Genomic DNA, 21,787 nt, shown 5'->3' on the forward strand with positions numbered 1-21,787 from the left:
CGGGCACGTCCGGACCGCCGCCGGCAACTAACATGGGGGGCATGCAGAGCGTCGCGACAGCCCTCACGCGGCTGGGCGACCTGGCTGCCAGCCCCACCGTTTCCCGACTGGCGAACGCGTTTTCCGCGGCCGGCCATGAACTCGCCCTCGTCGGCGGCCCGGTGCGCGACGCGTTCCTCGACCGGCCGATCCACGACCTCGATTTCACGACGGATGCCACCCCGGACGAGATCCTCAAGGTGGTCAAGCCCATCTCCGACGCCCACTGGGACATCGGCCGCGCGTTCGGCACGATCGGCGCCCTGGTCGCCGGTGAGACCGTGGAGATCACCACCTACCGGGCCGACAGCTACGACGGCCAGACCCGCAAACCGGAGGTCGTCTTCGGCCTCAGCCTCGAGGACGACCTGCTGCGCCGCGACTTCACGGTCAACGCCCTCGCCCTCCGATTGCCGGAACTGGCCCTGGTCGACCCGGCGAACGGCATCGCTGATCTTCTGGCCGGAATTCTGCGCACCCCGATTTCGCCGGAGCGGTCCTTCGGCGACGATCCGCTGCGGATGATGCGGGCCGCCCGGTTCACCGCGCAGCTGGGATTCAGCCTCGACGCGGACACCAGGGTCGCGATGGAAGCGATGGCGGACCGCATCCTGAACATCTCGGCCGAGCGCGTGTGTGACGAGCTGTCGAAGCTGCTGAAGTCGGACAGCCCGCGGGTCGGAATCGAACTCCTGGTGGACACCGGCCTGTTCGGCCGGGTGCTGCCGGAGATTCCGGCACTGCGGCTCGAGATCGACGAGCACCATCACCACAAGGATGTCTACCAGCACACCCTCACCGTGCTGGACCAGGCCATCGGCTACGAGAAGTCCCGCGCCAGTTTCAACGGGCCGGACCTGATCGTGCGGCTCGCGGCGCTCATGCACGACACCGGCAAACCGGCCACGCGCAAGCTCGAGCCGGGCGGCGTGGTCAGTTTCTACCACCACGACCTGGTCGGGGCGAAGCTGGCGAAGAAGCGCCTGCGCGCCCTGCGGTTCGACAACGACACCATTTCGGCGGTGGCCCGCCTGATCGAACTCCACCTGCGATTCTTCGGCTACACCGAGGGCGCCTGGACCGATTCCGCCGTGCGCCGCTACGTGAGGGATGCCGGCGACCAGCTGGAACGACTGCACATCCTGACCCGGGCGGACGTGACCACCCGCAACCGTCGCAAGGCCGACCGGCTCGGCTTCGCTTACGACGACCTGGAACAGCGCATCAAGGAACTCGCCGAGCAGGAAGAGATGGCGGCCGTGCGCCCCGATCTCGACGGACAGCAGATCATGGCGATCCTCGGCGTTTCGCCGGGCCGTGAGGTGGGCGAGGCCTACCGCTTCCTGCTGGAGCAGCGGCTGGACGACGGACCCCTCGGCGAGGAAGAGGCCACCCGCCGCCTGACCGCCTGGTGGGCCGCTCGGGCCCGGTAGGCCTGGCCAGACTGGCCAGACTGGCCGGACTTGCCGGACTTGCCGGACTTGCCGGACTTGCCGGACTTGCCGGACTTGCCGGATTGCCGGATTTGCCGGGCTTGCCGGGCGCGACCGGCCCCGGGTCGACGCGGCCCGAGTCGACCCGGCTCCGCTCGCGTCGAGGTCGCCACTTCCGGTCGACGTCGGCAGGTGTGCCGGGCGAACTCGACCGCAACTGGCGAGCTCGGCGCATCCGTCTTCCCCTCCACAGGATGTGCCGACCTGGGTTCGTTCACCGTCCGCCGCATTGCCGGCCGGGCGCCGCGCGGCTCGGCCAGCATCGGGGGCGTGGATAATCGCGATTTTCCCTATCGAACTGACCTCCGGCGCACCAGCGACCAGGAGCTGATCGGTCACGACGGCCGAGCCCTGCGGCGGGGGGTCACGGCGGGTGAGCAGGAGAGGCTCCTCCGGGGCATCTATGTGTCGTCTCCGGTGTGGGCCGCCGCGGACGACGACGCCCGGTATCTGCTTCGCATTCAGGCGGTCGTCCTGACACGCCGTTCCCGGCCGGTTCTCTCGCACCTGTCGGCCGCCCGGATCTGGGGCCTTCCCGTGCTGGGCCGGTGGCCCGCCGAGGTTCACCTGATGTGCGGCGGCGATGCTCATCGCCATGCGCGCAATGGTGTCGTCTGGCACTACGACCGCATCGACGATGACGAGGTCGTCGAGATCAACGGCTTCCTCGTGACGAGCCGATTACGCACGATGGTCGATCTTGCGCGAACCGAACGATTCGCAGCCGCCGTCGTCGCCCTGGACGCCGGCCTCCGGACGCCGTTCGTGCTGCCGAGTGGCTCTCGCGAGCAGGACATCACCCACGCTGAATTCCAGGAGGCGGTCACCCGGCTGGGTGCGGTGCGCGGCTGCCGCGGCGCACGCCTGGCTGCCGCGTTCGCGGACGGGCAATCCGGTTCCGCCGGAGAATCGGTGAGCCGCGCGAACATCTACCTGGCCGGGCTGCCCGCGCCGGAGCTGCAGGTGGCTTACCTTCGGCCGGCCGGAGGGGAAGACAAAGTGGATTTCAGGTGGCACGCCCGACACAATGTTCGCCGAGTGACTCTCCTGGGCGAGTTCGACGGGAAGGTCAAGTACACACGCGACCAGTACATGGCCGGCCGCACAATCCAAGAGGTCGTGTGGGACGAGAAGGTGCGAGAGGACCGCCTGCGCGCGCCGGCTGGAGGGCCGGATCGAGGAATGGTGCGCTGGCTGTGGGATGTCGCGGTGAGTCCTGTTCGGCTCCGCGCGGTTCTGATCGGTGCCGGGCTGAGGCCGGAACGATGAGCCGCCGCACCGAGTTCGGCACTTCCGGTCGAGTTCGACCGGCGCACGTGGCGACCTCGTCCGGAAACGTCGAACTCGGCGACTCTCCCGGAACGATGAGCGTCGGCGCGGAGGGCGCCGCGCCGGAGCGTTGGCGGATCGCCGCGGCATCCGGTAGTCTTGGCAGGTTGTCTACGCGCCGGATTCCCGGCCTCCGTTTTCGACACATGCACAACCCTCCTGTTGCAGAGATTCTGCAGCCGTTTAGTCCGAAGGAGGTGGGTTAGTCATGCATCAGTACGAGTTGATGGTTATCCTCGATCCCGAGATCGATGAGCGCACCGTAGCTCCCAGCCTTGACAAGTTCCTCAACGTTGTTCGCAACGATGGTGGAACCATTGACAAGGTTGACGTTTGGGGTCGCCGCCGTCTCGCCTACGAGATCAACAAGAAGTCAGAAGGCATCTACGCCGTCGTCGACTTCACCGCGAACGCTTCTGCCACGGCCGAGCTCGACCGCCAGCTGAAGCTGTCGGAAGCCGTCATGCGCACAAAGGTTCTTCGCGCAGAAGAAGGCATCGCCCAGGTTGCCGTCGCAAGCAAGCTTGCCGCCGAGAAGGCCGCCCGCAAGGCAGCCAACCCGAAGGTCATTGCTGCGAAGGCTGAAGCCGCCGCTGCCGCTCCGACCGCCAAGGTCGCCGCGTCCGCAAAGCCCGCCTCGGCGGTTGCTGCTGCAGCGGTCAAGGCTGCTCCGGCCAAGGTCGAAGCTCCGGTCGCCGACGCTCCTGCTGCGGCAGAGGCTGAGGCTCCCGTTGCTGCCGACAAGGCAAGCGACAAGTAGCCCATGGCCGGCGAGACCGTAATTACCGTGGTGGGCAACCTCACCAGCGATCCGGAACTGCGTTACACGCAGAACGGGCTGGCGGTTGCCAACTTCACCATCGCTTCCACTCCGCGCAATTTCGATCGCGCTACGAGTGAGTGGAAAGATGGCGAGTCGCTCTTCCTGCGCGCGAGCGTTTGGCGTGAATTCGCCGAGCACGTGGCTGGTTCGCTGACCAAGGGTACCCGTGTCATCGCTACCGGGCGTCTCAAGCAGCGTTCGTATGAGACGAAGGAAGGCGAGAAGCGAACGAGCATGGAGCTCGAGATCGATGAAATCGGTCCTTCGCTGAAATACGCCACCGCTCAGCTCACTCGAGCGCAGTCATCGTCCTCCCCCCGTGGCGGCGGCGCACCTGCCGTCTCCGGGAACGACGAGCCCTGGGCCGCCAGCGCCCCCGCCGCGAACACCGGCGGAGATGTCTGGAGCACCCCGGGCAACTTCAGCGACGAGACACCCTTCTAAGCCGAGCCTCCGGGCAGTCGGCTGAAAAACACTTCATAAGAAAGTAAGGAAATCATGGCTGGAAAGTCGAGCGGCGACCGCCGCAAGCCGCTCCGCGGAGCTAAGGGTGGCAAGAACGCCGCTCCCGCGAAGTCCATCCGGGTTGGTGTCATCGATTACAAGGATGTCCCCACCCTTCGCAAGTTCATCTCCGAGCGTGGAAAGATCCGCGCCCGTCGCATCACCGGTGTTTCCGTTCAGGAACAGCGCCTCATCGCCCGCGCCGTCAAGAACGCTCGCGAAATGGCGTTGCTCCCCTACGCCGGTTCAGGCAGGTAGGACCTCATGTCAAAAATCATTCTGACGCACGAGGTCTCCGGCCTCGGTGCACCCGGTGACATCGTCGAGGTCAAGAACGGGTACGCCCGCAACTACCTCTACCCCCAGGGCTTCGCTGTCTCCTGGACCCGCGGTGGCGAGAAGCAGATCGAACAGATCAAAGCTGCTCGCGTCGCCCGCGAGCACGCCACCTTCGAAGAGGCACAGGCACTCAAGGCTGCACTCGAGAACACCAAGGTCAAGCTGGTCGTCAAGGCCGGCGAAGGCGGACGCCTGTTCGGCTCCGTCAAGACCACGGATGTTGCCGAAGCAGTGGCGGCAGCCGGTCTCGGCGCCATCGACAAGCGCAAGATCGAGCTCAGCCCGATCAAGATGACCGGTGAGCACCAGGCAACGGTTCGTCTTCGCGACGAACTGAGCGCCACCATCACACTGCTGGTGGTAGCCGCCAAATAGCATCACCCTCGAGGTGTAGCGGCGGGCTCCGAATGGAGCTCCGCCGCTACACCTTTTTAAGCTGTCCCGCTCACCCTGTTCAGGGGTGATTTCAGATCTTGAAAATGAGCCTTTGTACACAGGTTTGCTCACAGCACATGAAGCTTCAACACATTGTTTAGATTAGTTTTCCCACAGAGCTGTGAATAGTATAAAAGCCTGATCAAAATGCATTTTTTACGGGAAATTCTTAAGTTTTCCACAGGACAGTGCACAGGTTGTGCACAAGACACGCGGCGTTTCGCCCAGATTCTCCACAGGGTTATCCACAGCCCGTTTTGGAGCGGCCGAACCGGGTACGTAGGGTGGGCAGGCGGCCACAATCGAGGTGTGCGAGGGGTGCCGGCAGTCGGTGTCAGTGGGCCCTGATAGACCAGCACCACGAGCAGAAGGAGGCACGAGTGTCGATCGCTCACCTGGGTCTGGCAGATAAGCGCGGGAGTGACCAGCGCGGCGGAATGGAAGCCCGGCACACCGAGCGCACGCTCCCCCACGACCTCCTCGCCGAGCAGAGCGCGCTCGGCGGCATGATGCTGAGCAAGGACGCCGTCGCCGACGTCGTCGAAACCGTCCGGGCCGCCGACTTCTACATCCCCAAGCACGAGATCATCTTCGACGCGATCCTCTCCCTCTACGCGCAGGGCGAGCCCACCGATGTCATCGCCGTCACCGACGAACTCACCAAACTGGGCGAGCTGTCCCGGGCCGGCGGCGCGGACTACCTGCACACGCTGACCAGCCTGGTTCCGACCGCGGCCAACGCCGGTTTCTACTCCTCGATCGTCGCCGAACGCGCCCTGCTGCGCCGCCTGGTCGAGGCCGGCACCCGCATCGCACAGATGGGCTATTCCGGCGAGGGCGAGGTGCTCGACCTGGTGAACAACGCCCAGGCCGAGATCTACTCCGTCACCGGAGGCACCGAGACCGAAGATTACGTGCCCCTCACCGACGCGGTCACGGCCGCGATCGAGGAGATCGAGGCCGCCAAGCTCAAAGACGGCCAGATGACCGGTGTGCCGACCGGCTTCGCCGACATGGACGAGCTCACCAACGGATTCCACCCCGGCCAGCTGATCATCGTCGCCGCGCGACCGGCGCTGGGTAAGTCCACGTTGGCCCTCGACTTCGCCCGGGCGGCTTCAATCAAGCACGACATGCCCAGCATCTTCTTCTCCCTCGAAATGGGACGCAGTGAGATCGCCATGCGCCTGCTCGCGGCCGAGGCATCCGTGCCCCTGCAGAGCATGCGCAAGGGTGCCGTCGACGCCCGCGACTGGACCACCATCGCCGCCACGCGCGGCCGCATCAACGACGCCCCGCTCTACATCGACGACAGCCCCAACATGACGCTGGTGGAGATCCGGGCCAAGTGCCGCCGGCTCAAGCAGCGGGTCGGCCTCAAGATGGTCATCATCGACTACCTGCAGCTGATGACGTCGGGCAAAAAGGTCGAGTCGCGCCAGCAGGAGGTCAGCGAGTTCTCCCGGGCGCTCAAGCTGATGGCCAAGGAACTCCAGGTTCCCGTCATCGCGCTTTCCCAGCTCAACCGTGGTCCCGAGCAGCGTGCCGACAAGATGCCGGCCATCTCCGACCTCCGCGAGTCGGGCTCCCTCGAACAGGACGCCGACATGGTCATCCTGCTGCACCGTGAGAGCGCGTACGAGAAAGACAACCCGCGCGCCGGCGAGGCCGACCTGATCGTGGCGAAGCACCGAAACGGCCCCACCCGCACGGTGACCGTCGCGTTCCACGGCCACTACTCCCGCTTCGCCGACATGGTTCCGGGCGCGTAGCAGGCCCATTCGGCCACGGGCCGGATCGATTCTGCCGCCGGTCATATTCTCCGGCCGGCAAGTGATCACCGCTACGCTACGAACGGAAGATGCAAGTGCCGCCCCAGTTCGGATCGATCCGTTCTCGCTCTCGCGTCCGCCGCTAAGGAGACATGCGCGTGAAGGTTGGCATCAGGCGAGAACGTCTGCAGGGTGAGCGCCGCGTCGCGGCCACCCCCGAGACGGTGACCCAGCTCACGGCCCTCGGACTCGAGGTTCTGGTCGAGTCCGGTGCGGGCTCCGAATCCGGGCATCCCGATGGCTCGTACACGGATGCCGGCGCCACCGTCGTTCCCGAACTGGGCCTCGGCGAGCTCGACGTGTTCTGCCACGTGCGCCCCCTCAGCCCCGACCTCGTCGGCGGCCTCCGTTCCGGCACGATCACGATCGGCCTGGCCTCCCCCGCCTCCGAGCTTCCCACCGTCGCCGCACTGGCCACCGCGGGCGTCACCTCGTTCGCCCTCGAGCTGGTGCCGCGCATCTCCCGCGCCCAGTCGATGGACGCCCTGACCTCCCAGGCCCTCGTCTCCGGCTACCGCGTGGTGCTCGAGGCGGCCATCCGCTTCCCCCGATTCTTCCCGCTCTACATGACCGCCGCCGGCACGATCCCGCCGGCGCGCGTGCTCGTGCTGGGCGCGGGCGTCGCCGGCCTGCAGGCCATCGCCACGGCCAAGCGCCTTGGCGCCCGGGTCTCCGCGTACGACGTGCGCCCGGCCTCGGCGGACGAGGTGACCTCGATGGGCGGAACCTTCATCACCCTCGACCTGGACGCCGTGGAAGGCACCGGCGGGTACGCCCGCGAACTCAGCGAGGATCGGTCGGTGCGACAGCGGGAACTGCTGGCGCCCCACGTGGCCGCCGCCGACGTGCTGATCACCACGGCCGCCATCCCGGGCCGCCCGGCCCCGCTGCTCGTGACGCAGGACATGGTCACGGCCATGCGGATGGGCTCGGTCGTGATCGACCTTGCCGCCGAGACCGGCGGCAACGTCGAGGGCGTCGTCGCGGGGCGGGACACCCAGGTGCCCACCCGCACCGGGGACGGCACCGTCACCCTGGTCGGAATGAAGGACGCACCCTCGACGATGCCCGCCGACGCGTCCCGGCTCTTCGCCAAGAACGTGGCCAACCTGCTCGCCCTGATGACCGAAAGCGGCACGGTCTCCCCCGATTTCACGGACGAGGTCGTTGCCGGGGCCTGCCTGACGCACGGCGGCACGATCCGGCACGAGCCGACGGCCACGGCCCTGACAGGAGAACAACACTGATGGATCCGATCACTTTGCTGACAGTCGTCGTCTTGGCGGTCTTCGTCGGCTTCGAGGTCGTCTCGAAGGTGTCCAGCACCCTGCACACCCCCCTGATGAGTGGCGCCAACGCGATCCACGGCATCATCCTGATCGGCGCCATCACGGTCGCCGGCCAGACCCTCAACCTCTGGCTCCTGACGGTCGCTCTAATCGCCGTGGTTCTGGCCACCGCCAACCTGGTCGGCGGCTTCGTCGTCACCGACCGGATGCTCAAAATGTTCGCGCCGCGCAAACCGGCCGGCGCCGACACGAAGGATGCCACGAAATGAGCCTTCTCTCGCCGGAGTGGACCAGCATCCTCTACCTGATCGCCGCGGTCTGCTTCATCCTCGCCCTCAAGGGGCTCTCCTCGCCGAAGACCGCCCGCCGCGGCAACCTGATCGGTGCCGCCGGTGCGCTCCTCGCCGTGATCACCGTCTTCCTGTCGGCCCGGCTCGACAACATCCCGGCCATCCTGATCGCCATCGCGGTCGGCTCGGCGATCGCCGCCCCGATCTCTCGGCGCGTGGAGATGACGCAGATGCCCCAGCTGGTCGCCCTGTTTAACGGGGTCGGCGGCGGCGCCGCGGCGCTCGTCGCGGTGCTCGAACTCGGCAACAGCGAGGGCCCCTGGGTCAAGGTCGCCGTGGTGTTCACCATGCTCGTCGGCGCGGTCTCCTTCTCCGGCTCGGCCGTCACGGTCGGCAAACTGCAGGGCCTGATCAGCTCGCGGCCGCTCATCTTCCCCGGCCTCGCCGTCGTGATGGGTGCCATCGTTCTGGCGGCTCTCGTGGCCGGCGGCTTCGTCGTCGCGACGGGCGCGACCGGATGGGCCATCGCACTCCTTCTCCTGGGACTCCTGGTCGGCGCGCTCCTGGTGCTGCCGGTCGGCGGTGCGGACGTGCCGATCGTGATCTCCCTACTGAACGCCTTCACCGGGCTGGCAGTCGCGGCTTCCGGCATCGTGCTGGGCAACCTGCTGCTCGTCGTGGCCGGCACCCTCGTCGGCGCCAGCGGAACGATCCTGACCCGCGCCATGGCCTCCGCCATGGGCCGCGGCGTGAGCGGCATCCTGTTCGGTGCCTTCAAGGGCGGCTCGACCGCCGGATCGACCGCGCAGAGCGACCGGCCGGTGCGCAGCTCGAACCCCGAAGACGTCGCGGTGCTGCTCAACTACGCCCAGCGCGTGGTCATCGTGCCCGGCTACGGCCTGGCCGTCGCGCAGGGCCAGCACACCATCGCCGAGCTCGCCACCACCCTCGAGGCGCGCGGCGTCGAGGTGGTCTTCGCCATCCACCCGGTGGCCGGCCGGATGCCCGGGCACATGAACGTGCTGCTGGCCGAGGCGAACGTGCCCTACGAGTCGCTCAAGGAGATGGCCGAGGTCAACCCGGAGTTCAAGAACACGGATGTCGCCCTCGTCGTCGGCGCCAACGACGTGGTCAACCCCGCGGCGAAGACCTCGCCCGGCTCACCCATCTACGGCATGCCGATCCTGGATGTCGGCGAGGCCCGGCAGGTCGTGTTCCTCAAGCGGTCCATGCGCCCCGGCTTCGCGGGGATCGAGAACGAACTGCTGTTCGACCCGAAGACCACGCTGCTGTTCGGCGACGCGAAGGACTCCCTGACGAAGATGCTGAGCGCGGTCAACGCGCTCTGATCAAACGTGCTCGGGTCGGCGCTGTAGTGTTCAGACAGGAGCCGAACCCGAGCGGGTCCGCCGAGGGAGAGCCATGACGACCAGATGGGCGAGATTCGTCCGTGGCTGGCTCACGGCATCCGTCGCCGTTCTCGTCGCCGCCCTGTCCCACGTCGCGGCGGGCGGGAACGCGCCCGGCCTGCTCAGTGCCGCCCTCGCCCTCGCCTTCGCCGGCATGGCGTCGGTGTTCCTGGCCGGCAAGAGCCTGTCCCTGCTGCGCCTCACACTGTCCGTCGGCGTCAGCCAGCTGCTGCTGCACGTGCTGTTCGGACTCGGCGGCACCTCCGGCATGACCATGACGAGCTCCCACCACCACGGCGCCGTGACCGTGGCCGCCGACGCCGCGGCCCGGCCTCTGATGGCCGCCGAGGGCATCCTGCCCGACAGCGCCTGGATGTGGGTGGGGCACGGCCTGGCCGCCCTCGTCACGATCGTGGCGCTCTACCGCGGCGAGAAGACCTTCTGGGCGCTCCTCGCCGAAGCCACGAACCACCTGACCCGGGTCCTGATCCGGACCCTCGCGCCGGTCGCGATCCAGACGGATGCCGCGACCGTGCGACCCGGCTTCGGCGGAGTCTTCGTGCCGGCCGACCTCGGCGTGCTGCTCGGGAGCGTGCTGCGGCGCGGCCCGCCGGCCCGCGCCCTGAATCCCTGACCCGCCGCTCGGCCTGACTCGAACGACCCCGTTCGCGACCCGGTGTGGTCCCGGCGTTCACGCGCGCCTTCACGCACCCACCTCGACGACCGGAGTAATTCGATGACGCACGCCCCCCGACGACGCCCGGCAACGGCGGTATTTCTCACCCTGATCGTGATCGCCCTCTCCGTTTTCAGCCCGGCGGCGCCGGCGGCGACCGCTCACGACCAGGTCCAGTCGACCGTCCCGGCCGACGGGGAACGCCTCGACGTCGCGCCATCGACGGTCACCATCCGCTTCACCGACGAGATCCTCGAGATCGGTGCGATCGTGCTGGTCGTCGACAGCGAGGACCGCAACTGGGCCGAGGGCGAGATGCGCCTCGACGGGCCGGAGGCCACGCAGGCACTCGCGGCGGGGATGAAGGACGGCGCCTACCAGGTGCGCTGGCGGGTCGTGTCGGCGGACGGGCATCCGGTGTCGGGGGCGTTCGCCTTCTCGATCGGAACGGCGGCGCCGTCCGAGCCGGGCGCGGGCGCGACCGCGGCCCCGAACCCGTCGACCGGCCCCGGCGCTGCGTCCGACGCCGACGCCGACCAGTCGGATGCTGCGGGCCTCCCGCTCATCGCGGTCGGACTCATCGGGGCCGGCGGCGGCCTCGCCGCCTTCGCCCTGTTCGCCGCCTGGCGCGCCAAACGCCGCAAAAACACCTGAAACACCTGAAACACCTGAAACACCTGAAACACCTGCAACACATCACCCTTCCCATCGGCTTGTTTCCACACCAGGAGAACCACTCATGAAGATCACCTCCACCCCCACCCGTCTCGTCGTTGCCGCCGCCGCGTTGCTGCTCACCCTCTCGGGCTGCGCCGGCACGGCCGAGACGCCGGCGCCGGCAGCCGACACGACGCCGGAGGGAAGCTCCCTGAGCATGACGGATGCCTGGGTCAAGGCCGCAGACAGCGGCATGTCCGGCGCCTTCGGGCTGCTCGAGAACTCCGGGGCGGAGGACGTCACCGTCACCTCCGCCGGGTCACCGGCGGCACCCATGCTCGAACTGCACGAGACCGTCGCCAACGACGCCGGCGACATGATCATGCAGAAGAAGGAGGACGGCTTCGTCATTCCCGCCGGCGGTTCGATCGAGCTCGCGCCCGGCGGCAACCACATCATGTTCATGGGGCTCGCCGCCCCCCTCGCGGCCGGCGACGACGTCACCGTCACGCTCAACCTGTCCGACGGCTCGAGCTTCGTCTTCACGGCCCCGGTCAAGGACTACACGGGCGCGAACGAGACCTATGAGGGTGGCAACGCCAAGTGAGTGACGGACGGCAGGAACAGCCCGACCCGGCGCGTCGGCGCCTGAGCCGGCGGCACCTCCTCCTGGGTGGTGCCGCCGCCGGCATCGGCGCGACCGGTGCCGTCGCCCTCGACCTCGCCGTCAAGGCCGGCGCCGCCGCTCCGGCGCGCACGGCCGAGCCGATGGTCAGCGGGTCGGACACCGTGCCGTTCTTCGGCGCGCACCAGGCGGGCGTGGACACCGCCCCGCAGGCGCACGCCAGCTTCGTCGCCCTGGTCCTCCGAGACGGGGTCGATCGCGCGGGGCTGCGGCGGATGATGCGCATCCTCACCGACGATGCGGCCCGCCTGACCCAGGGGGACGCCGCCCTGGCCGACTCCGAACCCGAACTGGCCGTCGTTCCAGCCCGGCTCACGGTCACTTTCGGCTTCGGGGCCGCCTTGGTGGCCCGGGCCGCCGGGACCGCCCCCGGCTGGCTGAAACCACTGCCCGCGTTCACGGTCGACCGGCTCGAGCCGGCCTGGACCGGCGGCGACCTGCTGCTGCAGATCGCCGCCGACGATCCGATGACGATCGCCCACGCCACCCGGATGCTGCTCAAGGACGTGCGCTCCTTCGCGAGCGTGCACTGGGTGCAGCCGGGATTCCGCCGCTCAGCCGGCTCGGAGAAGCCCGGCACGACCATGCGCAATCTGTTCGGCCAGGTCGACGGCACGGCGAACCCCGTGGTCGGCACGGACGACTTCAGCGCCCTGGTCTGGGGCCCGGCCGACAACCCCGCCTGGCTCACGGGCGGCACCGGCTTCGTGCTGCGCCGGATCAGCATGGACCTCGACAAGTGGGACAAGCTCGACCGGTCCGGACGTGAGTCCGCGGTCGGGCGCACGCTCGCCACCGGAGCGCCGCTGACGGGAACCAGGGAGAAGGACGTGCCCGATTTCGCGGCGACCACCGCGCTCGGGTTCCCGGTGATCCCCGAATACTCCCACCTGCGTCGGGCCCGGTCGGAGGACAGGAGCCAGCGCATCCATCGCCGAGGGTACAACTACGACGACACCCCCACCGGAACCGCCGTCTCCAATTCCGGGCTCCTCTTCGTGTCCTTCCAGGCGGACGTTGACGCGCAATTCGTGCCGATCCAGCAGCGCTTGGACACCCTCGACCTGCTGAACCAGTGGATCACCCCGATCGGCTCGGCCGTGTTCGCCATTCCGCCCGGCTGCGCGGCCGACGGCTTCATCGGCGACACCCTGCTGTGAGTGCTCATCGGGCCCGGCCGGCGCCCCGGGCGGAGGGCGCCGGGCCCATCGGGGCACATCGGGCCGGCCGCGTAGACTAGGCCAGTCTTCAACCCGCAATGAAAGAGGTCGCCGCGTGGCCAACGCCCAGGCATCACACTCCGTCGGTACCCGCTACTGGAGCGTGCCGATCGTGCGCGCCGCACTCGCCTTCGTGCCGGCAGCCGCCATCACCTTCAACGCGAACCACTCGGCGCAGTTCGGCCTGGTCGTGTTCGGCGCCTTCGCGCTGGTCAGCGGCGTGGCCGTCGGCCTGCTGAGCCGCCGCACTCTCACGGATGCCCGCGAGCGATCGCTGTTCCTCCTGCAGGGCGTGGTGGGCATGGCGGCCGGCGCGCTCGCGCTGGCCTTCAACGCCGGCGGGCTCGGCTTCTTCCTCTACCTCGTCACGGTCTGGGCGGCGGTGACCGGTTTCCTCGAGCTGTACAGCGGCATCCGTGCCCGGCGGCGCGACCCAGGTGACCGCGACTGGCTCGTGGTCGGCGCGTTCACCGCCGTGCTCGCACTGGTCTTCCTGCTGCTCCCGCCCAACCCGGTCGTGTCGGTCGGTCTGCTCGGCGCGTACCTCGTGATGCTGGGCGTCTACCTCGTCATCGCGGGGCTCTCCCTCAAGTGGGCGTCCACGCCAGATCCCCGCACGCTCACGGCCTCACCCAACGATTCGGACACCCTGTGACCCAGAACACCCCGCGCAAGCCCGGCCGCTCCGCGCTGATGACGCCCAAGGAGACCTTCGGTTTCTCCGGCGTGATGGCCCTGTTCCTGGGGCTCGTGGTGCTGATGAGCACCCGCGACGTGCTGCTCGCGCTGTTCGGCACCGCCGTGACGTTCGTCGTCGTGCTCGGAGTGATCCTGGTGCTGATGCGCGCCATGAAACCGAACAGCGCCGAGCAGACCGACACCGACGGCGAGACCCACGGCTTTAACCTCAACCCCTGACCTGCGGCGCCGCGCGGGAGCTGCGCCGCTCCGCGGGTGGCACGCCACCCGCGGAGCGGCGACCCGCTACGGCAGGTAGTCGAGCAGTGGGTCCGCGAGGCCCACGTAGCCTGCGGGCGTGAGCTCGAGCAGGCGCGCCTTGGCGGCGTCGCCGATCTCCAGGCCGGTCACGAACGCGACCAGGTCGTCCCGGTTGATGCGCTTGCCGCGGGTGAGTTCCTTGAGCAGGGCGTACGGATCCTCGATCGACGAGCGGCCCGCCGACACCTCGGCCCGGATGACGGTCTGGATCGCCTCGCCGAGGATCTCCCAGTTCGCGTCGAGGTCCCGGGCCAGGGCGTCCCGGTCGATGTCGATCTCGCCCAGACCCCGCACGATGTTGTCGAGGGCGAGCAGAGAGTGCCCGAAACCGACGCCGATGTTGCGCTGCGTGGTCGAGTCGGTCAGGTCGCGCTGCAGGCGCGAGGTCACCAGCGTTGCCGCGAGCGAGTCGAGGATCGCGCTGGAGAGCTCGAGGTTCGCTTCGGCGTTCTCGAAGCGGATGGGGTTGATCTTGTGCGGCATGGTCGATGAGCCCGTGGCTCCGGCCTGCGGGATCTGACGGAAGTAGCCCAGGGAGATGTAGGTCCAGACATCCGTGGCCAGGTTGTGCAGCACCCGGTTGACGTGGGACATGCGCGAGTAGAGCTCGGCCTGCCAGTCGTGGGACTCGATCTGGGTGGTCAGCGGGTTCCAGGTCAGGCCGAGACCCTCGACGAACTCGCGAGAGACGGCCGGCCAGTCGACGGCGGGATCGGCCGCGACGTGGGCGGCGAAAGTGCCGGTGGCACCGCTGAACTTGCCCAGGTACTCGCTGTTCTCGACCTGCTTCGCCAGGCGCTCGAGACGGTAGACGAACACCGCCAGCTCCTTGCCGACCGTGGTGGGCGTGGCCGGCTGGCCGTGGGTGTGGGCGAGCATCGAGTCGGCCCGGTAGTCGAGGGCGCGCAGGCGCAGGGCCCCGATCACGGCGCGGAACTTGGGCAGCCAGACCTCACGCACGGCGTCACTCACGGTCAGTGCGTAGGAGAGGTTGTTGATGTCCTCGCTGGTGGCGGCGAAGTGGGTGAGCTCGCTGATGTGGTCGAGTCCGAGCGTGGTCAGGCGGCGACGCACGAGGTATTCGACGGCTTTCACATCGTGCCGGGTGGTGGCTTCCAGCGTGGCGAGTTCATCGATCTCGGCCTGGCCGAAGTCGGTGACCAGGGCGCGCAGGGACAACTTCTGCTCGGGCGTCAGCGGCACGGAACCGAACAGGCTGCGGTCGGTGAGCGTGATCAGCCACTCGACTTCGACCTGCACGCGAGCCCGGTTGAGGCCGGCCTCTGACAGGTACTCCCCCAGTTCGGTGACGGCGGCGCGGTAGCGGCCATCGAGTGGGCTGAGGACCTGGGGCGGTAACGGACTCATCGGACTCCCTGTCGGATTGCGGGTGCAAGTTGCGCGAAGAGCGCTTCATTTGCGCTCTCAATCATGCCAAGAACCGTGTCAAAAAATGCATCGTCGGAATAGTACGGGTCCGGCACGTCCCGCAGGCCGGCCTGGGCCGGGTCGAAACTGAGCAGCAGGCGCACCTTGCTGCGGTCCCGGTCGGTGGCGGCCCAGTTGCGGAGGATCCGTTCCTGCCCCCGGTCGAGCACCACGACCAGGTCGAGGTCGTCGAACCAGGCCGGGTCGAACTGGCGTGCCCGGTGATGGCTCCCGTCGTAGCCTCGCTTGGCCAGGGCGGTGATCGTGCGGATGTCCGCCTGCTCGCCCACGTGCCAGTCACCGGTGCCGGCGGAACTGGTGGTGATCAGCCGGCCCAGGCCGGAACGCGTGACCAGGTCACGCAGCATGACCTCGGCCATCGGCGAACGGCAGATGTTCCCGGTGCAGACGAAGACGATCCGGAACGGCGTCGATTCGTCCGGTGTGATCGACGCGAAAGCCATACCTCCATTGTGTTGCACCCGCCACCCCTCCACAGCCGTCCGCCGGTCGTACATTCCGTGAACTTGCGGGTGGACCCCGCCCGGCCACCGGGAGGTGGCACGCTCGCTGGCAGCATCGTCGCGACGGGGGTGCAGGGAGGAGGGCCGTGTTCGGTTCAGACGGCACGTTCATCAGCGACTCCGGCCTGCCGGCTCGCCTGGCCGAGCTCCGGGAACGACGGATGCTGCTCCGCGCCCTGCGGGACGACGTCGAGATCGCCGCCCGCTCCCTGGCGCCGACCGACCTGACCGGGTCCTGGCGGTCCGCGGCGCAGCGCGGCTACGCCGAGCGGCGCAGCGAACTCGCCGGGGAACTCCACCGGGCCGCCCGCCACCTGGAGGACGCCCTCGCCGCGGTGGCGGCGGAGATCGAGGAGGTCCAGGTCGTCCTGGCCGCGGCGTCGACCCGGACCCCGGGGGCTCCGTGACGGGGCTTCCGGCGACCCCGGCGACCCCGGCGGCGGACGAGGATCCCGCGGCCACCCTGATCGTGTCCGGCGGGGGCACCACCCTCGTGGCCACGGATGTGCTGCTGGCAGAGGCGTCGTGGCTGCGTGCGCTGCAGGCCGACGCCGAGGGGTGGCAGGCGCGGCTGGCGGGCATCCGTGCCCTGGACTCCGCGCCGGCGCCGTCCCCGGCCTGGACGGGCGGCGAAGCGGCCGGCTGCGTCTTCGGGGTCGGCCGGGCCATCGACCGGGTGGCGGAGCACAGCCGCCACCTCGCCGACTCGCTCATCGCCGCCGCGGAGGGGTACGGCGAGGCGGAACGGCGGAGCGAGCGCGTCGCCCGTGCGGGCGGCGTCTGGCTGGGATTCACGCTCGGCCGGCTGGCGCCGTTCCTGGCGCTGGCCGCCCTGCCGGCACTGACCAGCGGCGCTGCCGGATTCCTGCTCGGCAGCCTGCTCACCGGGGCGCGGCCCGGCGACGGCCCGGCGACGGCGGCTGGCTGGTTGCGGGCGAATCCGCGCGCGCTGACCGACCCCGTCGTGGTCGCGGCGGTGCGGGTGCTCGTGTCCTCGGTGGATGACGCGGCGGTCGGAGCCGCGGGTCTGCCCTATCCGGTCTCCGCCCTGCTCGGGGACGAGGGCCTCGGCCTGCTCGGTGTGGCCACGTCGGCGGCGGGGGTGCGGGCGCTGTCCCGCCCGCTCGGCCTGTTCCAGGAGACGCCGGTGTCGGTGGTGCCCGTGTCGGTGGTGCCCGTGCCGGTGGTGCCCGTGCCGGTGGTGCCCCTGGGCGGGCCGGGAGTGGCCGGGCAGCGGCCCGCGACCCGGGCGACGCCTCCGCCCGCCGGGTTCGCCGACCTGGCCGACCGCATCCCGTCGGTGTCCGAGGACGGCTCCCAGGTGCGCATCGAGCGGTACGGCAGCGCCGAGAGCCCGTCCTGGGTGGTCTACATCGGCGGCACGGTGGAATGGAGCCCGGTCGCCGCGGAACAGCCCTGGGACCTCACCTCCGACCTCTCCGCCGTCGCCGACCAGGACTCCGGCTCCTACCGGGCGGTGGTGCAGGCCATGCGGGAGGCCGGGGTGCGGCCGGCGGACCCGGTGATTCCGGTGGGCCACTCGCAGGGCGGCCTCGTCGCCGCGCAGGTGGCGGCGTCCGGGGAGTTCAACACGGTCGCGGTCGCCACGTTCGGGGCGCCCGACGGCCAGATCACGCTGCCTCCCGGCGTGGACGCCGTGACGGTCGAACACTCCGACGATCTGATCCCGGCGCTGGGCGGCACGCCGGGTGCCGAGGATGATCGCCTGCTCGTGCGGCGAGAGGTGTTCGCGGGGCGGGAGGTGCCGCCGGATCAGCCGCTGCCGGCCCACGCCCTCACCGCCTATCGGGCCACCGGGCGGCTGATGGACGAGTCCCCGGAGCCGCGCCTGCAGGAGTTTCGGGCAACCATGGCGACCGTGGTCGGCGCGGAACCGGGACAGGCCTCCCGGTGGCGGGGCATCCGGGTGGCCGGTGAGTGACCAATGGGCGACTCGCCGGCGCCCACACGGTCTTACCGGCTGGGTCTGGCGGGCCGGAACACCAGGTTCAGCAGCCAGCTGATGATGCCCAGTACCAGGGCGCCGAGCACGCCCCACCAGAAGTCCTCGATCACGAGGCCGAAACCGATCACGTCCGTGAACCAGGCGACCAGCATCAGCAGGAGGCCGTTCACGATCAGCGAGATCAGGCCCAGGGTGAGGACGTAGAGCGGGAAGGCGATGATGCGCACGAACGTGCCGACGACGCCGTTGACGAAACCGAACAGGAGCGCGATCAGCAGGTAGCTCATGACCACGGAGAAGGTGTCGTTCGCATAGGGCTGCAGGGAAACGCCGGCGACGAGCACCGTGGTGAGCCACAGGGCGACGGCATTGAGGGTCAGCTTGAGCAGGAATCGGGCCATGCCTCCATGATGGCACCGCGCCCGGCGATGCGCAGGGCCGGCCACCGGGCCGAACGTCGCCAGCATTATGCGGCCACGCGAATATGCTCCGGCGTAGAATCGCCGAGTGAGCCCTTCAGACCAGCCCTCGGTCCGCCTGCGCCCCGAGATTGTCGCACTGCCGGCCTATCGGCAGGGACAAGCCGCCGCCACCACCGCGTTCAAACTCTCGAGCAACGAGAACCCCTTCGACCCGCTGCCCGGCGTCATCGCCGCGGTCAACTCCGAAACGGCGTACAACCGCTACCCGGATGCCTCCGCCCTGGCCCTGCGGGAACGCCTGGCCGCCCGCTTCGATCGCAGCGTCGACGAGGTGCATGTCGGGGCGGGATCGGTGGCCCTGCTGGCCCAGCTCATCCTCGCCGCCGCGGGTCCGGGCGACGAGGTGCTCTACTCCTGGCGGTCGTTCGAGGCCTACCCGAGCCTGGTCACCGTCGCCGGGGCCACGAGCATCCGGGTGCCGAACCGGGACGACCACGGTCACGATCTGCCCGAGATGGCCACCCGCATCACCGAGCGCACCCGCGTGGTCATCGTCTGCAGCCCGAACAACCCGACCGGCACCATCGTCACCGCCGACGAGTTCGAGGCCTTCATGGCGGTCGTCCCGAGGGATCTGCTCGTCATTCTGGACGAGGCATATATCGAGTTCGTCACCGATCCGGAGGCGGTCAACGGCGTGCCGCTCCTGAAGCGGTTCCCGAACCTGGTCGTGCTGCGCACCTTCTCCAAGGCCTACGGCCTGGCCGGCCTCCGCGTCGGCTACGCCCTCGGTCCCGTCGCCGTTCTGGACGGCGCCCGTGCCACCGCGATCCCGCTGTCGGTGACCGGTGTGGCCGGGGCCGCGGCGATCGCGTCACTTGACGCCACCGACCAGCTGCTGCGGCGGGTGCGCACCCTGACCGAACGCCGCGACGCGGCCTGGCGCGCGCTGACCGAACAGGGCTGGAACATCCCCGCACCGCAGGGCAACTTCATCTGGCTGCCCACCGGTGAGGAAACCACCGACATCGCCGACGTGCTTTCGGCGGTCGGCCTGATCGTGCGCCCCTTCCCGGAGGGCATCCGGATCTCGATCGGCGAGGAAGAATCTGTGGAAAAGCTCCTGGCTATCTGCTCAGACATTGTCGACGATCTACCAACGGGACACTCGGCCCGGCGGCTAGGTTAGTACGATGCCAGCGACTGAAGACGCCTCGCCCATGGTGCGACTCCTCTCCCCCGAGGGCGTCTTCGCGCCGAGCGAATCCGCCGCCGAATTCCTGCCCTACCTGGACCGGCTGACCGAGGCCGACTACCGGCGTTTCTACCGGGACATGGTGGTCGTCCGCCGATTCGACACCGAGGCCGCCAACCTGCAGCGCCAGGGCCAGCTGGCCCTCTGGGTGCCCAGCCACGGCCAGGAGGCCGCCCAGGTCGGTTCCGCCCATGCGACCAGGCCGCAGGACCACGTCTTCCCCTCCTACCGGGAGCACGTCGTCGGCATGATCCGAGGACTCGACCTGGTCGACATCCTGCGGATGCTGCGCGGCGTCACGCTCGGCGGCTGGACCCCCGAAGAACACGGTAACTTCCACCTGTACACCCTGGTGCTCGCCTCCCAGACCCTCCACGCCACGGGCTACGCGATGGGCATGCAGCTCGACGGCGCCACCGCGACCGGCAACCCCGAGACCGACCAGGCCGTCATCGTGTACTACGGCGACGGGGCGTCGTCGCAGGGCGACGCCAACGAGGCGCTCGTCTTCGCGGCGAGCTACCAGACCCCGCAGGTGTTCTTCCTGCAGAACAACCACTGGGCCATCTCGGTGCCGGTCACCCGCCAGTCGCGCACCCCCCTCTACCTGCGCGCCGGCGGGTTCGGCATGCCAGGCACCCAGATCGACGGCAATGACGTGCTCGCCAGCTACGCCGTGACCGCCAAGCACCTCGACGACGCGCGCGCCGGCAAGGGTCCGGCCCTGATCGAGGCACTCACCTACCGCGTCGGCGCCCACACCACGGCGGACGACCCCACGAAATACCGCGACCCGGAGGAGCTCGCCTACTGGGTGGCCCGGGACCCGATCGTGCGGTTCCGCAGCTACCTGCGGGGCCTCGGCGTCGAACAGGAGTTCCTCGACGCCGTCGACGAGGAGGCGGAAGACCACGCCGCGGATGTGCGCCGCCGGGCCCTGGACATCCGCTCACCCGAGACGAACGTCATCTTCGACAACGTCTACGCCGAACCTCACCCCCTGATCGACGAGGAGAAGGCCTGGCTCGCCCGGTACGAAGCATCCTTCGAAGGAGGCGCCGCGTGAGCGACACGATCGAAATGAGCCCGGCCGGCACCCCGGCCGGCACCCCGGCGAGCACCCCGGCGAGCACCCCGACCGTGGCCAACCTGCCGATGACCAAGGCGCTGAACGCCGGCCTCCGCCAGGCCATGCGGGACAACCCCAAGGTCCTGATGATGGGCGAGGACATCGGCCCGCTCGGCGGGGTCTTCCGCGTCACCGAGGGCCTTTTCGCCGAATTCGGCGACAAGCGCGTGCTCGACACCCCGCTGGCCGAGTCCGGCATCATCGGCACGGCGATCGGGCTGGCTCTGCGCGGCTACCGCCCCGTCTGCGAGATCCAGTTCGACGGATTCGTGTTCCCCGGCTTCGACCAGATCACCAGCCAGCTCTCGCGCATGCGCAACCGGCATGAGGGTGAAGTGATCATGCCCGTCGTGATCCGCATCCCCTACGGCGGCCACATCGGCTCGATCGAGCACCACCAGGAGAGCCCGGAGGCCTACTTCGCGCACACGCCGGGACTGCGCGTGGTGAGCCCGTCGAACCCCCACGACGCGTACTGGATGATGCAGGAAGCCATCCGGAGCGACGACCCGGTCATCTTCTTCGAGCCCAAGAGCCGCTACTGGCCCAAGGGCGAAGTCAATCTGGCCGAGAGCGGCACGCCGCTGCACGCCAGCCGCGTGGTGCGGAGCGGTACGGATGCCACTGTCGTCGGCCACGGCGCCATGGTGAGCGTGCTGCTGCAGGCTGCCGACCTCGCCGCGGAGGAGGGCACCAGCATCGAGGTCATCGACCTGCGGTCGATCTCGCCGATCGACTACGGCCCGATCCTCACCTCGGTCGAGAAGACCGGGCACCTGGTCGTCGCGCAGGAGGCCCACGGCTTCGTCAGTGTCGGCTCGGAGATCGCCGCCACCGTGATGGAGAAGGCGTTCTACCTGCTCGAAGCCCCCGTGTTGCGGGTCTCCGGGTTCGACACCCCGTTCCCGCCGGCCGCCGTGGAGACGCACTTCCTGCCCAGCCCGGACCGCGTGCTCGAAGCCGTCGACCGCGCCCTCGCCTACTGAGACCACCCGAGATGACCACGCAGTCCCCCCGGCAGTCACCTTTCCGGTCCAGAGTGAC

General features: G+C 69.0%; 23 protein-coding genes and 1 pseudogene. 21 read left to right on the forward strand and 3 right to left on the reverse strand.

All coding sequences use genetic code 11. The annotated features are described in order from the left end of the window. Positions 1-41 precede the first annotated feature (41 nt). From E3T24_RS03725 to E3T24_RS03800, 16 genes and pseudogenes are all read left to right on the forward strand, one after another. Positions 42-1,472: a CCA tRNA nucleotidyltransferase gene (locus E3T24_RS03725; protein WP_134365354.1), complete on the forward strand. Its 1,431-nt coding sequence runs from the start codon at positions 42-44 to the stop codon at positions 1,470-1,472. 330 nt (positions 1,473-1,802) lie between these two features. After that, the gene (locus E3T24_RS03730; protein ID WP_134365353.1) at positions 1,803-2,801 is read left to right on the forward strand and encodes a hypothetical protein; all 999 of its coding nucleotides are present in this window, start codon (positions 1,803-1,805) and stop codon (positions 2,799-2,801) included. Between the two features lie 268 nt (positions 2,802-3,069). After that, positions 3,070-3,417 (forward strand): annotated as a pseudogene (gene rpsF, locus E3T24_RS18235) (30S ribosomal protein S6); the annotation flags it as partial. A 207-nt stretch (positions 3,418-3,624) separates the two neighbouring features. Then, on the forward strand, positions 3,625-4,128 hold the full coding sequence (locus tag E3T24_RS03740; RefSeq protein ID WP_134365351.1) for a single-stranded DNA-binding protein: 504 nt from the start codon (positions 3,625-3,627) through the stop codon (positions 4,126-4,128). A gap of 54 nt (positions 4,129-4,182) precedes the next feature. Further along, positions 4,183-4,446, forward strand: a complete 264-nt coding sequence (rpsR, locus tag E3T24_RS03745; RefSeq protein WP_035835236.1) for a 30S ribosomal protein S18 — start codon at positions 4,183-4,185, stop codon at positions 4,444-4,446. A 6-nt stretch (positions 4,447-4,452) separates the two neighbouring features. Beyond that, positions 4,453-4,902, forward strand: coding sequence for a 50S ribosomal protein L9 (gene rplI, locus E3T24_RS03750; RefSeq protein WP_134403029.1), 450 nt, complete (start codon positions 4,453-4,455; stop codon positions 4,900-4,902). 440 nt (positions 4,903-5,342) lie between these two features. Beyond that, a complete protein-coding gene (dnaB, locus tag E3T24_RS03755; protein WP_134365349.1) occupies positions 5,343-6,734 on the forward strand; it encodes a replicative DNA helicase in 1,392 nt (463 codons plus the stop codon). 158 nt (positions 6,735-6,892) lie between these two features. Continuing rightward, positions 6,893-8,041, forward strand: a complete 1,149-nt coding sequence (locus tag E3T24_RS03760; protein ID WP_134403037.1) for a Re/Si-specific NAD(P)(+) transhydrogenase subunit alpha — start codon at positions 6,893-6,895, stop codon at positions 8,039-8,041. Beyond that, positions 8,041-8,352, forward strand: coding sequence for an NAD(P) transhydrogenase subunit alpha (locus E3T24_RS03765; protein WP_134365348.1), 312 nt, complete (start codon positions 8,041-8,043; stop codon positions 8,350-8,352). The genes E3T24_RS03760 and E3T24_RS03765 overlap by 1 nt, the downstream gene beginning before the upstream one ends. Beyond that, entirely contained in the window at positions 8,349-9,722 is a 1,374-nt protein-coding gene (locus tag E3T24_RS03770; protein ID WP_134365347.1) for an NAD(P)(+) transhydrogenase (Re/Si-specific) subunit beta, read from the forward strand. Before E3T24_RS03765 ends, E3T24_RS03770 begins: the two co-directional genes overlap by 4 nt. 73 nt (positions 9,723-9,795) lie before the next feature. Beyond that, on the forward strand, positions 9,796-10,416 hold the full coding sequence (locus E3T24_RS03775; RefSeq protein ID WP_134365346.1) for a hypothetical protein: 621 nt from the start codon (positions 9,796-9,798) through the stop codon (positions 10,414-10,416). Between the two features lie 102 nt (positions 10,417-10,518). Continuing rightward, positions 10,519-11,112, forward strand: a complete 594-nt coding sequence (locus E3T24_RS03780) for a copper resistance CopC family protein (RefSeq protein ID WP_134365345.1) — start codon at positions 10,519-10,521, stop codon at positions 11,110-11,112. 85 nt (positions 11,113-11,197) lie between these two features. Next, the gene (locus E3T24_RS03785; RefSeq protein WP_134403030.1) at positions 11,198-11,722 is read left to right on the forward strand and encodes a copper chaperone PCu(A)C; all 525 of its coding nucleotides are present in this window, start codon (positions 11,198-11,200) and stop codon (positions 11,720-11,722) included. Next, a complete protein-coding gene (locus tag E3T24_RS03790) occupies positions 11,719-12,960 on the forward strand; it encodes a Dyp-type peroxidase (RefSeq protein WP_134403031.1) in 1,242 nt (413 codons plus the stop codon). Before E3T24_RS03785 ends, E3T24_RS03790 begins: the two co-directional genes overlap by 4 nt. Positions 12,961-13,075: 115 nt before the next feature. After that, entirely contained in the window at positions 13,076-13,675 is a 600-nt protein-coding gene (locus tag E3T24_RS03795) for a DUF308 domain-containing protein (protein ID WP_134365342.1), read from the forward strand. After that, a complete protein-coding gene (locus E3T24_RS03800; protein WP_134365341.1) occupies positions 13,672-13,938 on the forward strand; it encodes a hypothetical protein in 267 nt (88 codons plus the stop codon). The genes E3T24_RS03795 and E3T24_RS03800 overlap by 4 nt, the downstream gene beginning before the upstream one ends. Positions 13,939-14,004: 66 nt before the next feature. Here E3T24_RS03800 and purB read toward each other — a convergent pair whose 3' ends face one another. Both purB and E3T24_RS03810 read right to left on the reverse strand, forming a co-directional pair. Further along, a complete protein-coding gene (gene purB, locus E3T24_RS03805; protein WP_134365340.1) occupies positions 14,005-15,387 on the reverse strand; it encodes an adenylosuccinate lyase in 1,383 nt (460 codons plus the stop codon). Then, positions 15,384-15,911 carry a low molecular weight protein-tyrosine-phosphatase gene (locus tag E3T24_RS03810; protein WP_134365339.1) on the reverse strand — a complete coding sequence of 176 codons (528 nt, stop codon included), beginning with the start codon at positions 15,909-15,911 and terminating at the stop codon, positions 15,384-15,386. Before E3T24_RS03810 ends, purB begins: the two co-directional genes overlap by 4 nt. A 146-nt stretch (positions 15,912-16,057) precedes the next feature. Here E3T24_RS03810 and E3T24_RS03815 point away from each other — a divergent pair, with 146 nt between their 5' ends. Both E3T24_RS03815 and E3T24_RS03820 read left to right on the forward strand, forming a co-directional pair. After that, positions 16,058-16,378, forward strand: coding sequence for a hypothetical protein (locus E3T24_RS03815; RefSeq protein ID WP_134365338.1), 321 nt, complete (start codon positions 16,058-16,060; stop codon positions 16,376-16,378). Next, a complete protein-coding gene (locus E3T24_RS03820) occupies positions 16,375-17,913 on the forward strand; it encodes a hypothetical protein (protein WP_134434308.1) in 1,539 nt (512 codons plus the stop codon). Before E3T24_RS03815 ends, E3T24_RS03820 begins: the two co-directional genes overlap by 4 nt. A 32-nt stretch (positions 17,914-17,945) precedes the next feature. Here the strand turns inward: E3T24_RS03820 and E3T24_RS03825 are convergent, their stop codons facing one another. Beyond that, complete coding sequence (locus tag E3T24_RS03825; protein ID WP_134365336.1) at positions 17,946-18,338, reverse strand: phage holin family protein; 393 nt, start codon at positions 18,336-18,338, stop codon at positions 17,946-17,948. 106 nt (positions 18,339-18,444) lie between these two features. On the opposite strand from E3T24_RS03825, the gene E3T24_RS03830 reads away from it, so the two are divergent. From E3T24_RS03830 to E3T24_RS03840, 3 genes are all read left to right on the forward strand, one after another. Then, complete coding sequence (locus tag E3T24_RS03830) at positions 18,445-19,548, forward strand: histidinol-phosphate transaminase (RefSeq protein ID WP_134365335.1); 1,104 nt, start codon at positions 18,445-18,447, stop codon at positions 19,546-19,548. A gap of 4 nt (positions 19,549-19,552) precedes the next feature. Next, complete coding sequence (locus tag E3T24_RS03835) at positions 19,553-20,680, forward strand: thiamine pyrophosphate-dependent dehydrogenase E1 component subunit alpha (protein ID WP_134403033.1); 1,128 nt, start codon at positions 19,553-19,555, stop codon at positions 20,678-20,680. Positions 20,681-20,769: 89 nt separating this feature from the next. Then, a complete protein-coding gene (locus E3T24_RS03840; protein WP_241978613.1) occupies positions 20,770-21,729 on the forward strand; it encodes an alpha-ketoacid dehydrogenase subunit beta in 960 nt (319 codons plus the stop codon). The last annotated feature ends 58 nt before the right edge of the window (positions 21,730-21,787 follow it).

Source organism: Cryobacterium sp. TmT2-59 (genome assembly GCF_004403545.1).
GTDB lineage: Bacteria > Actinomycetota > Actinomycetes > Actinomycetales > Microbacteriaceae > Cryobacterium > Cryobacterium shii.